The following is a 14,138-nucleotide window of genomic DNA, read 5'->3' on the forward strand; positions in this document are numbered from 1 at the left end:
GCTCACCTATCGAATGTTGAAATAAGGGCAATTTTTATCGTTATTTATACGATGATTTTTTTTTGATTTGCTTAAAATTCTTTTTATCTATCAGGATGAGATGATTTTATGCTAAATAAATTAGATACTTTCGTTAATTTTCACCAACAAGCACTCAATGTTCGTGAAAAACGTCAAAATATACTTGCAACCAATATTGCTAATAGTGATACGCCTAATTACCAAGCGAGGGACATTGATTTTAATACTGAATTAAACAGAGCCATCAATAATCAATCGACCCACAATAATATAAAACTAAATATTACTTCTGCAAAACATATTCAAATAACTAGCGCTGATTTCACTAATTATAATCTTCTTTATCGTATTCCTTATCAATCATCTGCTGATGGCAACACTGTTGAGATGGAGCAAGAACGAACTGCTTTTATGGATAACAGTATCCACTATCAAAGTAATTTAACCTTTTTAGGTGAACAGTTTAAAAATGTCATTTCGGTATTACAGCAAGGATAATCATCATGAGCTTCTCTATTTTTTCGGTTTCTGGTTCAGCCTTAATGGCACAAACACAACGAATGAATGTCAGTGCCAGTAATTTAGCTAATGCGGATAGTGTTACCAGTACTTCTGGTCAAGCTTATCGAGCCAAACAAGTTATCTTTCAAGTCGATGACAATGGTTATTCCAATAGTGTTGCAGGAGTAAAAGTAGCACAAGTTATTGAAGATCCTGCGCCAATGAATTTAGTTTATGAACCTAATCATCCTTTGGCTGACGAACAAGGCTACATTCAAAAACCTAACGTTGATGTAGTAGCAGAGATGGTTAATACCATTTCTGCATCTCGTAGCTACCAAGCAAATGTAGAAGTGATTAACACCGCAAAAAGTTTAATGCTAAAAACACTGACTCTAGGACAATAAAAGGGCGTAATTGATGGGTATCTCAAATGTAGCAGTTTCAGAATCAACTAATATGGCCAGTCCACAAGCGCTAAAGAAAGGTACGTCTGATGGTAACTCTAGTCAGGAACTACAAGATAATTTCTTAACATTACTTATTGCCCAAATGAAAAATCAAGATCCTACCAATCCAATGGATAACAGTCAGTTAACCTCGCAATTAGCTCAAATCAATACGTTAGCGGGTATCGAACGACTGAATACCACATTAGGTATGGTTTCAGGCCAAATTGACGATAGCTTATCAGTCAATGCCAGCAACATGATTGGTAAAGGTGTCATGGTTCCAGGTAATAAAATTTTAGTCGCTACATCAGAAGTGGAAGGTTCGGAAAGTGAAAAAGAAACTATTACCACACCATTTGGCTTTGAACTTATGCGTGATGCTGAGTCAGTGGTCATTACCATCAAAGATGAAAATGGCAATGTTGTACGTGAGGTCGATTTAGGTTCGATTCCTGCTGGAGTTAGCTCTTTTACTTGGGATGGGGAACTGAATGATGGAACACTGGCGCCAGATGGTAGTTATACGTTTTCGGTTAATGCCACTTATGACGGGCAAAAAGTATCGTCCACACCACTATCTTACTCGGTTGTATACGGCGTAATTAATAGCAAAGTTAATAATAAAGTATTACTTGATTTAGGGATACTTGGTTCAATTAGTATTGACGAAGTACGTCAAATTCTTTAAAGGGGAATAAGTTAATATGGGATTTTCTCAAGCAATTAGTGGTATGAATGCCGCATCAAAACAATTAGATGTTATTGGTAATAATATTGCCAATTCTGCAACAGTTGGCTTTAAAAGTGCTAGCATTTCATTTGCCGATATTTATGCTGGTTCAAAAGTAGGAATGGGCGTCAAAGTGGCTGCGGTTATGCAAAATTTTAATGATGGCACCACAACGTCAACCAATAATAGTCTAGATGTTGCTATCTCTGGTAATGGCTTTTTCCGCTTAGTTGATAGTAGTGGTCAAATCTATTATACCCGTAATGGCCAGTTTCAATTAGACGCTGATCGCAATATTATCTCAGCCGATGGTTTTCAATTAACCGGTTATCTTGCCTCAGGCACACCACCACAGATCCAACAAGGTTCAGCACCAGGCCCATTAAAGATTTCACAAGAGATGTTAAATGCATCAGCAACCAATAAAGCCTCTTTGCAAACAAATTTAAATTCAAATAGCAAAGTACCTGAAAAACAACCAATTAATGCCACCGATGCTGATACCTTTAATTATTCAACCACGATCACCACTTATGATTCTTTAGGTAATCAACGTAATGTTCAGCTTTTTTATGTTAAAACGGCTGATAATCAATGGGATGTTCATTATCTTGATAGTAGTGATCCTAACGCAAGCCTACAAGCATTAGGGCAAATGGAGTTTGATTCATCAGGCAAATTAATTAGTGATCCAGAAATGACGATTAATATTAATGGGCTTAATGGTTCAGCCGACAATAGCTTCACGCTGTCATTAGCAAACAGTACTCAACAAAATATGGGTAAAGAAGTCGGTAGCATTAAAACCCCTGTCGTTGATGGTTATGCTGCTGGTGATCTGGTTGGCTATAGTATCAGTGATGATGGCTCAATTTATGGCGTCTATTCTAACCAACAAACGATGTTGTTAGGTCAAATTGCCATGGCTGATTTTGCCAATGTTAATGGCCTAGAATCAGCCGGTAACAATAACTGGCGGGCGACTCTTAAATCAGGTGGTGAAGTATTAGGCTCAGCTAATACTGGTACTTTTGGTTTACTAACCAGTGGTGCAGTTGAATCATCCAATGTCGATATGAGCCAAGAGTTAGTCAATATGATTGTTGCCCAACGTAATTATCAATCTAATTCACAAACCATCAAAACTCAGGATCAAATTCTTAATACATTGGTTAATTTAAGATAATTTAAGGAGTATTTATGGATCGCGTTATTTATACTGCTATGTCTGGCGCAAGCCAAACATTAAATCAACAGTCCATAACTAGTCATAATTTAGCTAATGTATCGACAGTTGGCTTTCGGGCGCAATTAACAGCAATGAAAGCCGTTCCCATTGTCGGTAGTAGTATGCCGACAAGAACTATGGTAACGGCAACTACGCCAACCTATGATTCAACAATCGGTGCCTTTAATTACACTGGACGCAATTTAGATGTTGCTTTATCCCAAGACGATTGGCTAGCAGTACAGTTAGCTGATGGCAGTGAAGGATATACCCGTAATGGTGCGATTCAAATCGATGAAAACGGCACACTTAACATTCAAGGCTTTCCGTTACTTGGTGATAATGGCGTATTAACAGTACCTCAGCGTTCACAAGTTAGTGTCAGTACTGATGGGACTTTATCAGCTTTAGGTGCTGGCGATAAACGCACCACCATTGCCCAAGTAGGAAAAATAAAAAAAGTTCACCTTGAACGCAATGAATTGGTACGTGGTGATGATGGATTTTTCCATGCCACTGAGGCAACCATAAATAATCGTGGTGCCGTGTTACAAGATAACCCTAATGCAAAATTGATGTCCGGAGTACTCGAAGGCAGTAATGTTAATCCGGTAACGGCAATGGTGAATCTAATTAGCCATTCTCGTCAATTTGAAATGCAGATGAAACAAATTACCACTGCCGACGAAAATGCCCAAAAAGCCAACCAAATATTATCGTTAACTTAACTAAAATAGGAAACAGCAATGATTAAATCATTATGGATTGCAAAAACCGGTTTAACTGCGCAACAAATGAATATGGATATTATTTCCAATAATTTAGCCAACGTTAGTACAGGGGGTTTTAAACGCCAACGCGCCGTTTTTGAAGATCTGTTATACCAAACAGTTCGCCAACCAGGAGCGCAATCTTCAGAACAAACAACATTACCTTCAGGATTACAAATTGGTACCGGTGTAAGACCAGTTGCAACCGAACGAATTCATAGCCAAGGTAATTTAGAATTAACCGATAACAGTAGTGATATTGCCATTAATGGACAAGGATTTTTCCAAGTTCTTATGCCTGATGGAACGCAAGCCTATACCCGCAGTGGCGCTTTTCAAGTTAATCAAAATGGTCAGTTAGTAACAGCTGCCGGTTATGAAATTCAACCAACAATTAACATTCCATCCAATGCTATAAAAATGACCGTAGCACGTGATGGCATCGTCAATGTCACCTTAGCTAATCAATCAACTCAAGTACAAGTTGGTCAATTAACATTACACACTTTTATCAATGACACCGGATTAGAAAGCGTTGGTGAAAATCTATATCTAGAAACCGAAAGTTCTGGTGCACCAACTGAAAATACACCGGGGCTCAATGGTGCTGGATTGCTATACCAAGGTTATATTGAAACGTCAAATGTAAATGTGGCCGAAGAGCTGGTTAATATGATTCAAGTACAACGTGCTTACGAAATTAATAGTAAAGCAATATCGGCATCTGACCAAATGTTGCAACGTTTAAATCAATTATAAATCTAACAAAATGATAGCGGTAATGAGATATCTTTATATTTTAATAACTTTGTCGTTAGTTGGTTGTAGTCAATTACCTAAAAAAGCATTAGTTGAAGGCGATACCAGTATTGTTCCAAAAATGCCAGAAATTGTGAACAGCAGTGGTTCCATTTATCAAGCCTCACAACCAAGTAGTTTTGGTTATCAACCGATGTTTGAAGATCGTCGACCACGCAATATTGGTGATGTATTAACTATTGTTTTACAAGAAAACGTTAGCGCAAGTAAAAGTTCATCCATTAATGCCGGCCGTAATGGTGGGGTCAATTTAGGGGTAAAAACCGTACCGCACTTTTTAGATGGGCTAGTTGGTCGTGGTAAAGTGGATACCGATATCTCAGGTAGCAATGATTTTAAGGGTTCTGGTGGTGCCAATGCTAAAAATACCTTTAGCGGTACCATTACCGTCACCGTTCAAGATGTCATGATTAATGGTAATTTAAAAGTGATTGGTGAAAAACAAATTGCAATAAATCAGGGCACAGAATTTATTCGATTTTCAGGTGTTGTTAACCCTCGGACAATAAGTGGTAGTAATACCGTTATATCAACTCAGGTCGCTGATGCTCGTATTGAATATGTAGGTAATGGCTACATCGATGAAGCACAAACAATGGGTTGGTTACAGCGCCTGTTTTTTAATCTTTCGCCATTTTAATGAGTATCATTATGCTAAATAAATTACGTACTTTTATCTGTTTTGTTTTGCTAATAGTGGTTGTCCCTTCTAGTTATGCCGAGCGAATAAGAGATTTGGTGACAATACAAAGCGTTCGCGAAAATGCCTTAGTCGGCTATGGTATCGTGGTAGGGCTTGACGGTACCGGTGACCAAACTTCACAGACACCATTTACGATACAAAGTATCACCAATATGCTCTCACAATTAGGTATTACCGTGCCATCAGGAAGCAACATGCAGTTAAAAAATGTGGCAGCGGTAATGGTCACGGCTAAATTACCGTCTTATGCGCGTGTTGGCCAACAAATTGATGTGGTTGTTTCGTCATTAGGCAACGCCAAAAGCCTGCGTGGTGGTACATTGATTATGACACCATTAAAAGGCGCCGATAACCAAGTTTATGCGATTGCACAAGGTAATCTTTTTGTTGGTGGTATGGGGGCAAGCAGTAGAAGCAGTAGTGTAACGGTTAACCAAATGGCTGGTGCCACCATTCCTAGCGGTGCAACCATCGAAAGAGAATTAGTTACACGCTTAGATGAAAACAGCACTATTCATTTACATCTTAACTATTTTGATTTTACTGTGGCTACAAAAATTGCTGATGCTATTAACAAAGTGCAAAAAAATATCGCCATTGCTTTAGATGGCATGACCGTAAAATTGACTATGCCACAAGACAGTCAAGCAAGAGTTAAATTATTATCTAAAATTCAAAATCTCCAAATTAGTGCTAGCCCTATTTCCGCTAAAGTGGTGATTAATACACGTACTGGTGTCGTGGTCATGAATCAAAAAGTACAATTAGACAATTGTGCCGTTGCGCATGGTAATTTATCCGTGGTGGTAAATAACAAATTGAAAGTTAGCCAACCCAATACACCACTCGCCGGTGGCAACACAACAGTAGTTCCAGATGATGAGGTCACTGTCGAACAAGATGGTGGTGCACTGCAGAATTTAGCGTCTGGTGTCGATCTAAATCGAGTTATTCATTCACTTAACTTATTAGGTGCCAATCCTACAGAATTAATGTCGATACTAGAAGCATTAAAAACCGCAGGTTGTTTGCATGCCGCATTGGAAACTATTTAAAGCAGAACTATTGAAATGAAAAACCTAATAAATCAGTCCATGAATCGTTTTGCTTATGATTTTTCTAGCATTAATCAATTAAAACGTAATGCCGTTAGTGGATCAACTGACAGCATAAAACAAGTTGCTGATCAGTTTGAGACACTATTTGTAAATATGATGATGCAATCTATGCGCAAAGCGGTACCCAATGGCGGTTTATTTAATCAATCAGCAATGCAATTATTTACCTCTATGTTTGATCAACAAATTGCTCAACAAGCGGCAGGCAAAGGTTTAGGGTTATCTAATGTTATTGTTAAACAATTAACTAATCAGCCTCATTCTACGCTTAATATTCATTCACAAGCTCAAGCGAATAATAATCAAACCAATATGCGATTGGCACAATCTTTATTTAGTGATAACTCATCCAATTTATCGCCAGCAGCATTAGGACAAATGCTTTATCAACAGCATAAAGCCAACAATTTAACCAAAGCAAATGTTAATAAATCAAGCTTGCCAACATCGCTCAACGAAGTTGATAAAGACCATATTAGCCAATTTGTCGTCGAATGGTTTGAACCAGCAAAGCAGGCATCGAAAATATCTGGCATTCCTTATGAAGTCATTATTGCTCAAGCAGCTTTAGAAACTGGTTGGGGTAAAAAACAGATAAAAACGGCTGATAATAAGCCGAGCTATAACTATTTCGGTATAAAAGCAACCTCATCATGGCAAGGTGATTCAACTCGGTTAACGACTCAAGAATTCCTAAATAACAATATGGTTAAAATTAAAGATGAATTTAGGGTGTACAACAGTAAACAACATGCATTAACTGATTACCTTAATTTATTAACCAAAAGCCCACGTTATCGTGCAGTTGTTAATGCTCCCGATGCTAGAACAGCAGCCAAAGCACTACAAGACGCACACTATGCAACTGATCCTAACTATAGCGAGAAACTGATCCAAATTATTGGTCGAATCGAGAAAATTGCCAAAAATACACCGCAAAAATCAATATCTGGATTTAGACAAATTGCCTTTAAATAGTGCTTAAATAAATATAGCTGTTAAATAAATTACATTATTATCACAGCCAAAAAGTAGACCAAACTCTGCGCTATAGTCAATAAATAACTAATAATGCGTTAGTTGAACATATCGAGATCACCTATAATCACGTTTCTCACCCTTTGGCAAATAGCTGGTCATCAGCATAGCAATATAAAAAACAGTATGATAATAAAATGATAATAGTAAGAAATTTGATAATCAGGAGGTTGTAACCCCCTGTTTGTTAGATGAATAGTCATGTTTAGGATGTGTAAAAATTAATAATAGATTATTTCATTTGAAATAATGACATGTTTTGCATGTTCATAAATGTATATTGTGCTGCTTGTAAATTTGCTTGTAGCATCACATAATCTGAAATCGCTTCATACCAATCAACATCTTCAATTTGACTAATTTGCGTTTCAAAATCAATATCTAAGGTTTTACCCAGTGCGGTTAATCTTTCGACTTCAGCCAATACATTTCCGCCTGCAGCTCTAACAGTCGAGATGTTTTCAAATGAGTTATCAACACCTTGACTGGCTTTAGATAAACCTAATCGAAACTGTTCAATAGCTTCAGGATCATTATCATCTAAACCAATTTGCAATGCCGCTATGGCATAATCGATACTCGCAAAGACATCACTTTCTACTTCTGTATTGGCGCCTGTCATAAAAATCTGTTGGCCAGTAAAACTTAGCGATACTTCACGGGTATCATCGATGAAAACATTAATCGTGGTTGAACCACCGACATAATTCACTTTACCGCTTTCATCAACCACAAAAGGAGGGGTATCATTTTTATTACCAGCAAACAGATAATTACCATTGGTATCTTTAGCATTGGCTAACGAAATTAACTGATCTTTTAATCCTTGTAGCTTATTAGCTAAATCTTGTCTGTTTTCATCATTTAACGTCTCATTACCGGCATAAACTAAAGTTTCTTGGATTGATTGAATCACAGTATTCGCTTCTTTTAATACTGTATCTTGCCGACTTAATGATTTATCAACACTATCTCGTGCTGCTTGAAATTGGTTATTTCTTGATTGAGCTTGCTTTAAAATTAATGTTTGTGAAGCACCCATTGGATCATCTGAAGGTGATAATATTTTCTTGCCAGTTGCCAAATGTAATCCTGACTTTTGCCACTTGGTATTGGTATTTAAAATACTATTTAGATTTTTTTGATACATTGAATGAGTACTAAGTCGCATGTTTAAATCCTTTTATTATTTGGCCAAACCTAAAATGGTATCAAATATTGTCGTTGCCGCATCAATAACTTTGGCATTTGCTTGGTAATATTGCATATAAACTTGCATAGAAATATATTCTTCTTCGATATTCACACCAGAGATAGATTGATTCTGCTCATAAATTTCTTGAGTGATATTTTGACTCGATTGCGCTGAAATTTTAGCTGTCTGCGTCTCACTACCTATATAACTAACTAATGATGTATACGCACTATTTAAGGTTTTAGTACCATTAACTAGTTTTTCATTTTGTATATCAAGTAGTTTTGCCACATTTCGATTATCACCACTACCATTTTCATCATCGTTAATACCGGTAGCGAGTTTATTTACATCTTTAACCAGTAACTGTAATGATGAGGCTACATCGGCAACAGGTTTAAGTAAAAAGCTATCACCAGCAACAGCATTGCCAGTAATTTCAATCGATAAGCCGTCAAAAACTAACTTACCATCGGTAACTTGTGGGGTAATTTGTTGATTATCAGATAATCTGGTTACTACCCAATCGTTGCCATTGAACTCTATTTTATAATCAGAAGCTTTGACTTCAGTTACTGAGTTATAATCCATTTTAACGGTAGCATTACCTTGATTTTGGCTATTAGCAATACTAGTCGGTTTATGATAATCAAATAGTTTTTCGCCAGGATCGCCATTAATATCAACGCCAGACGTATGAACTTCATTAAAGCGCTCAGCTAAATTTAACGCCAGCAACCCTAATTGATTGCGAGCTTCAAGGAGTGGTCCATCACGAAAAGCTAATAATCCATTTAATCGGCCTGATGCGATATTTTGACTTGTCAGTTCTTGTGTCGCACCAGAATTATGGGTGTAAATAATCGTATTTAAGGCAGGATCAGAGGCCGAAGGCTGCACCGCTAACTGATTTGTCGATGCGCCTTGTACTAAGCTTAAACCATTGCTAAGCGAAATATTATATTGGCCATTTTGCTCGCTAACAGTTATACCAATCAGTTCGCTTAATTCAGTTACCAATTGATCTCGTTCATCTAGTAAAGAATTAGGTTCATGACCACCACTGACAGCCTGTAATTTGGCAATTTTTTGATTGAGATCGGCAATTTGTTGGGTATAAGTATTAACTTTATCTATGTTATTTGTCAGTTCAGTATTGATATTGGCAATCTGATTTTTTAAATTCAATTCCGTTTTATTGAACTGGCTGACTAAAGAGGTAAGATCACTAATCACTGTCTGTTTCGTTGCTGCATCACCCGCATTGGAAGAGAGCTTATTTAAGCTAGCAAACAGATTATTTAATTGTGAGGAAATACTGTTTTCGTTTTCAGCTAGTAAATTATCGACTTTTGATAATTCATTGTAATAGGCTTTTATCGAACCATTTTGCGATTGTGATTGGCGTAATTGACCAACCACAAAACTGTTATATGCGCGGTTAACTGATGATACCGCAACACCATTACCTACAAAGCCAAAATTATACTTAGTGCCGTTTGCTTGACGCAAAATTTGCTGCTGGCGATTATAACCAACTGTATGTGCATTACTAATATTATTGCTAATCACATTAAGCATATTTTGTGCTGTATTTAATCCACTAATACCGGTATTCATCAATGAATTTGACATAAAGGCTCCTAAATATAATCTCAGTTAATAATAAAATTATTAAACTAAAGTGTTATTATTTATATCGGCCTACAATTTAAAAACTTTAGTTATTTTTAGATAAAAATGGATTTTTTTTGATTTTAATTTTTTAACCAGCTTAATCTGAGTATTTATGTTGATATTATTCTGATTTAATTTGTTTGGCCTGTTTTAAAAAATCGATGCCAGTCATGGTATTTTCATCTTCAATATACTGCTGTGCTGATTTGTTCAAAATTAAAATACTAATACGACGATTGGCATCTTTGCTGTAATTTGGGTTATTTAATCCCACCGTATCGGCTAAACCAATAATACGAATGATTTTATTGGAATCTAATCCACCAGCTATCAACTCTCTTCTTGATGAGTTTGCTCTATCTGCGGATAACTCCCAGTTACTATAACCACGATCGCCGGTTATATACTGACGCTCATCAGTATGACCAGATAACGTCATTTTATTAGGTAACGAATTTATGATTGGTGCTAAAGCATACAAAATTTCTTGCATATTAGGATGAATAACCGCACTACCAACATCAAACATCGGTTTATCATCGGTGGCTAAAATCTGAATTCTTAGCCCCATTTCAGTTAGTTCAACAATAAGATTAGCGGCTAATTTCTGCAATCGAGGATCAAGTTCAAATACTTCATATATTTTATTCGCTGTATCAATTAATTGCTTTTTTTCATCTTGATTCAAATCAGACTCGACATTCAATATGGTATTTTTATCTTCACCTACATTTTTAGATACATCATCGCCACCACCCGGTATCGGACTTTCACTATCACTGATATTTTTGCCACCATTTTGACCTAATATCAATGGTGTTCTAAAGTATTCAGCAATGCCTTGTAACTCTTGTGGACTGGACTTAGCAATTAACCACATGACGAGAAATAGCGCCATCATCGCCGTCATAAAGTCAGCATAAGCAATCTTCCATGATCCACCATGATGGCCACCGCCATGACCGGATTTCTTTTTAGAAATAATTATTCTTACTGACTTCTTTTTCATTATTCATTATTTTCTGTTGGGTTAGCGTTTTTATCTTTCACTTCTTGAATATATTTTTCTAATTCAAAGAAAGATGGCCGTTCGTGGGAAAAAATTGTTTTGCGACCAAACTCAATACAAATTTGCGGAGCATAATCATGCATACTGGCAATAAGAATCACTTTAGTACATTCTAAAATTTTTACTGTATCGGCATTTTTTTGCCTTAATAAGGCTGCTAAAGGCGACACAAAACCATAAGCAAGTAAAATACCTAAAAAGGTACCAACCATAGCATGGGCAATAAGCTCACCCAATTCGCTAGCTGGTCGGTCAGCTTGTGCTAAGGTGTTAATAACCCCCATAACTGCTGCCACAATACCAAAAGCGGGTAAACCATCACCGACGCTAGCAATAGCATCAGCTGGTTTTTCAAGTTCATGAGTATAGGTTTCTATTTCCTCATTCATTAGTGCTTCGATTTCATATACTTCCATATTGCCACTGATCATCAAACGTAAATAATCAGTGATAAAATCACAAACTTGCGGATTGGCTAAAATAAGTGGGTATTTTTTAAATAACTCACTCTCCTTGGGATTATCGATATCTTCTTCAATCGATAAGCCACCACTTTGACGCACTTTAGTTAATATGGTGTACATTAAATTAATTAATGTTAAATAAAGTGTTTTATTATATTTTGAGGTTTTAAATAAATTACCTAGCGATTTAAGTGTCGCTTTGATAACTTTCTTTTCATTACTGACAATGAAAGCACCAATAGCTGTCCCACCAATAATGAGAAACTCTAATGGCTGAAAAAGTACCGCCAAATACCCGCCACTTAGCACATAGCCGACTAAGGCTGAAGCGATAACCACAATATATCCTATAATTATTAGCATTGGCTTTCCTTTATCTCCATAAAATATAACTAACTCTGTTTTACAGCTTAATGTTTACTTAAATTGTTACCTGATTTGCTGTGACTAAATTAAATGCATTTGGTATTGATAAAACTTGTAAACATTTGGCATGACTCTCTTTATGTGTTTTATTATTTTTTTCTGCTCTTGATGGTGGCTGGCATAAACTGCACACAAAGCTATTATGCGGTTGATAAGCATGGGTAATAAATCGCCCTTTGCACTCCTTGCAACTTGACTGCTGCATAACATTACTTTCAACAAATTTAACTAAAATCCATGCTCGGGTTAATCCTAAAATAGGCTCTTCATCTTGAGGAAAGGAACACTGTTCTAAATAGAGTTGATAGGCTTTTAAAATGGCCTGAACACCAGGTTTAATGCCATTTTTAACTAAAAAATGGTAAGCATTATAAAACATACTTGAGTGAATATTGGGCTCCCAAGTCATAAACCACGTAGTTGAAAAGGGAAGTAAACCTTTAGGAGGAGGACATCCTTGAATTTCTTTATATAATTTAATTAATTTACCACGGCTTAAATTGGTTTCACTTTCTAACATTTGGATTCTAGCGCCGAGTGAAATTAATCGAATAGCTAATTGAACTTCTTTATACTTTTGAATAATACTTGTGCTACTCATCTTTATCATCTACCTACTTATTAATTGAATCTAAAAGTAAGCTTGATAGAAGGATCCCTGTATGCATCTGCTTTATATCACTAACGCGAGATTCCTCAGTTAATTTTTCCATCATTGCCGAATTTTTAAATCTAAATTGAAATGTTAATTGATTGGTTTCAGATAGAACCAACATTTGAGAAGCACTTAAATTACTCAAGATATCAGCTGTTTTTTCATCAATTCCTAATCGATACATCGCCATCACTTTATCTTTTTCAAGCATCTTTTGACTTAATAAAAGCGTTGAAAGATTTAAATGATGAATACATTTCAAAATATCGTCATCTTGTATATTTCCCAATTTAACCACCACAATCCATATCTGCTTGCGCTCGCATAAAAAAACGCAAAATTAATAAAATACAACTAACACTACTTTTTTAAACTTAAAGTTACATTTTTAAACTCGAAAGGTCAATAAAAAAATCATTTCAATTTATTTTCGATTTATTTTTCCATGTTTTACTGTTTTAATTCTTTTTTTTATAAAACAATTTTACTTTGTATTCGTTTAATTGCTTGGCTATGTAATTGACTTACTCGAGATTCGCTAATATCCAACACTTTTCCAATCTCTTTTAAATTTAATTCTTCTTGATAATAGAGAGCTAAAACCATTTTTTCTTTTTCTGGTAAGTTACCAATTTGTTGAACAATAATATTGCGAATTTCATCATTAATAATGGAAGCGAAAGGATTGTTATCGGCGTCAGGCTCAATTAACGCATCCAAATTATCGCCGAGTTTTTTGTGAATCTCATCATAAGAACAGATTTGGCTATAATTTGAATCTAATAATACTTTGTGATATTCAGTCAGAGATAATTGCAGATGAGCAGCAATCTGCTGATCATTGGGAGGTATGCCTAATTTTTGTTCTAATTCATTAATAGCATTAGTGACATCTTTAATTTTTTTCCGTGTTTGCCGTGGTAACCAATCTCGACTACGCAATTCATCTAGCATAGCCCCTTTTATTCTCGGAGTAGCAAAGGTAGTAAAAGTATAACCTTGAGATGCATCATAGCGTTTTATAGACTCTAATAAACCTATATAACCAACTTGCAGTAAGTCATCAAGTTCAATCGTTGTTGGCAATCGAACAGCTAATTTCAACGCTTCATTACGAACTAAATATAGATATTGTTGCCAATCGATTTGATTCACTACACCTTGAGAGTTATACAGGCTATCACTCATTTTTCTGAACCAATGTAAAAAAATGCTAATGATTATTATGACGATAATTGATTGAATTAATGGCAAGAATAAGATATTAAAAAA

At 35.9% G+C, this 14,138-nt stretch carries 16 protein-coding genes; 9 read left to right on the forward strand and 7 right to left on the reverse strand.

Going from position 1 to position 14,138, the window contains the following annotated elements:
* The first annotated feature begins 108 nt into the window (after window positions 1-108).
* The 9 genes from flgB to flgJ are packed head-to-tail and all read left to right on the forward strand — an operon-like array spanning window position 109 to window position 7,320.
* Complete coding sequence (gene flgB, locus H3T54_RS10715; protein WP_198201507.1) at window positions 109-519, forward strand: flagellar basal body rod protein FlgB; 411 nt, start codon at window positions 109-111, stop codon at window positions 517-519.
* 2 nt (window positions 520-521) lie between these two features.
* Window positions 522-929 carry a flagellar basal body rod protein FlgC gene (gene flgC / locus H3T54_RS10720; protein WP_086353945.1) on the forward strand — a complete coding sequence of 136 codons (408 nt, stop codon included), beginning with the start codon at window positions 522-524 and terminating at the stop codon, window positions 927-929.
* Between the two features lie 13 nt (window positions 930-942).
* Window positions 943-1,662, forward strand: coding sequence for a flagellar hook assembly protein FlgD (gene flgD, locus H3T54_RS10725; RefSeq protein ID WP_065579055.1), 720 nt, complete (start codon window positions 943-945; stop codon window positions 1,660-1,662).
* A 16-nt stretch (window positions 1,663-1,678) separates the two neighbouring features.
* Entirely contained in the window at window positions 1,679-2,890 is a 1,212-nt protein-coding gene (gene flgE, locus H3T54_RS10730; protein ID WP_198222482.1) for a flagellar hook protein FlgE, read from the forward strand.
* A gap of 14 nt (window positions 2,891-2,904) precedes the next feature.
* Window positions 2,905-3,660: a flagellar basal body rod protein FlgF gene (locus tag H3T54_RS10735; protein WP_065613572.1), complete on the forward strand. Its 756-nt coding sequence runs from the start codon at window positions 2,905-2,907 to the stop codon at window positions 3,658-3,660.
* A gap of 18 nt (window positions 3,661-3,678) precedes the next feature.
* Window positions 3,679-4,461, forward strand: coding sequence for a flagellar basal-body rod protein FlgG (gene flgG / locus H3T54_RS10740; RefSeq protein ID WP_110448818.1), 783 nt, complete (start codon window positions 3,679-3,681; stop codon window positions 4,459-4,461).
* Window positions 4,462-4,483: 22 nt separating this feature from the next.
* Window positions 4,484-5,161: a flagellar basal body L-ring protein FlgH gene (locus H3T54_RS10745; RefSeq protein ID WP_110448819.1), complete on the forward strand. Its 678-nt coding sequence runs from the start codon at window positions 4,484-4,486 to the stop codon at window positions 5,159-5,161.
* 11 nt (window positions 5,162-5,172) lie between these two features.
* The gene (locus H3T54_RS10750; protein ID WP_198222484.1) at window positions 5,173-6,279 is read left to right on the forward strand and encodes a flagellar basal body P-ring protein FlgI; all 1,107 of its coding nucleotides are present in this window, start codon (window positions 5,173-5,175) and stop codon (window positions 6,277-6,279) included.
* A gap of 15 nt (window positions 6,280-6,294) precedes the next feature.
* On the forward strand, window positions 6,295-7,320 hold the full coding sequence (flgJ, locus tag H3T54_RS10755) for a flagellar assembly peptidoglycan hydrolase FlgJ (protein WP_198222486.1): 1,026 nt from the start codon (window positions 6,295-6,297) through the stop codon (window positions 7,318-7,320).
* A 292-nt stretch (window positions 7,321-7,612) separates the two neighbouring features.
* On the opposite strand, the gene flgL is transcribed toward flgJ, so the two are convergent.
* The 7 genes from flgL to H3T54_RS10790 form a co-directional block, all read right to left on the reverse strand.
* The gene (gene flgL, locus H3T54_RS10760) at window positions 7,613-8,551 is read right to left on the reverse strand and encodes a flagellar hook-associated protein FlgL (RefSeq protein ID WP_086358406.1); all 939 of its coding nucleotides are present in this window, start codon (window positions 8,549-8,551) and stop codon (window positions 7,613-7,615) included.
* Between the two features lie 15 nt (window positions 8,552-8,566).
* Window positions 8,567-10,210, reverse strand: a complete 1,644-nt coding sequence (gene flgK, locus H3T54_RS10765; protein WP_198222488.1) for a flagellar hook-associated protein FlgK — start codon at window positions 10,208-10,210, stop codon at window positions 8,567-8,569.
* A gap of 163 nt (window positions 10,211-10,373) precedes the next feature.
* On the reverse strand, window positions 10,374-11,261 hold the full coding sequence (gene motB, locus H3T54_RS10770; protein WP_110448823.1) for a flagellar motor protein MotB: 888 nt from the start codon (window positions 11,259-11,261) through the stop codon (window positions 10,374-10,376).
* Window positions 11,261-12,148 carry a flagellar motor stator protein MotA gene (gene motA, locus H3T54_RS10775; RefSeq protein WP_034900975.1) on the reverse strand — a complete coding sequence of 296 codons (888 nt, stop codon included), beginning with the start codon at window positions 12,146-12,148 and terminating at the stop codon, window positions 11,261-11,263. Before motA ends, motB begins: the two co-directional genes overlap by 1 nt.
* A 58-nt stretch (window positions 12,149-12,206) precedes the next feature.
* Window positions 12,207-12,812: a flagellar transcriptional regulator FlhC gene (flhC, locus tag H3T54_RS10780; protein ID WP_198201501.1), complete on the reverse strand. Its 606-nt coding sequence runs from the start codon at window positions 12,810-12,812 to the stop codon at window positions 12,207-12,209.
* Between the two features lie 13 nt (window positions 12,813-12,825).
* Entirely contained in the window at window positions 12,826-13,146 is a 321-nt protein-coding gene (gene flhD, locus H3T54_RS10785) for a flagellar transcriptional regulator FlhD (RefSeq protein WP_034901072.1), read from the reverse strand.
* A 191-nt stretch (window positions 13,147-13,337) separates the two neighbouring features.
* Window positions 13,338-14,054: an RNA polymerase sigma factor FliA gene (locus H3T54_RS10790; protein WP_086358410.1), complete on the reverse strand. Its 717-nt coding sequence runs from the start codon at window positions 14,052-14,054 to the stop codon at window positions 13,338-13,340.
* Window positions 14,055-14,138: the final 84 nt, after the last annotated feature.

The organism is Gilliamella sp. B14384G10 (assembly GCF_016101685.1).
Classification (GTDB): Bacteria; Pseudomonadota; Gammaproteobacteria; order Enterobacterales; family Orbaceae; genus Gilliamella; species Gilliamella apis_A.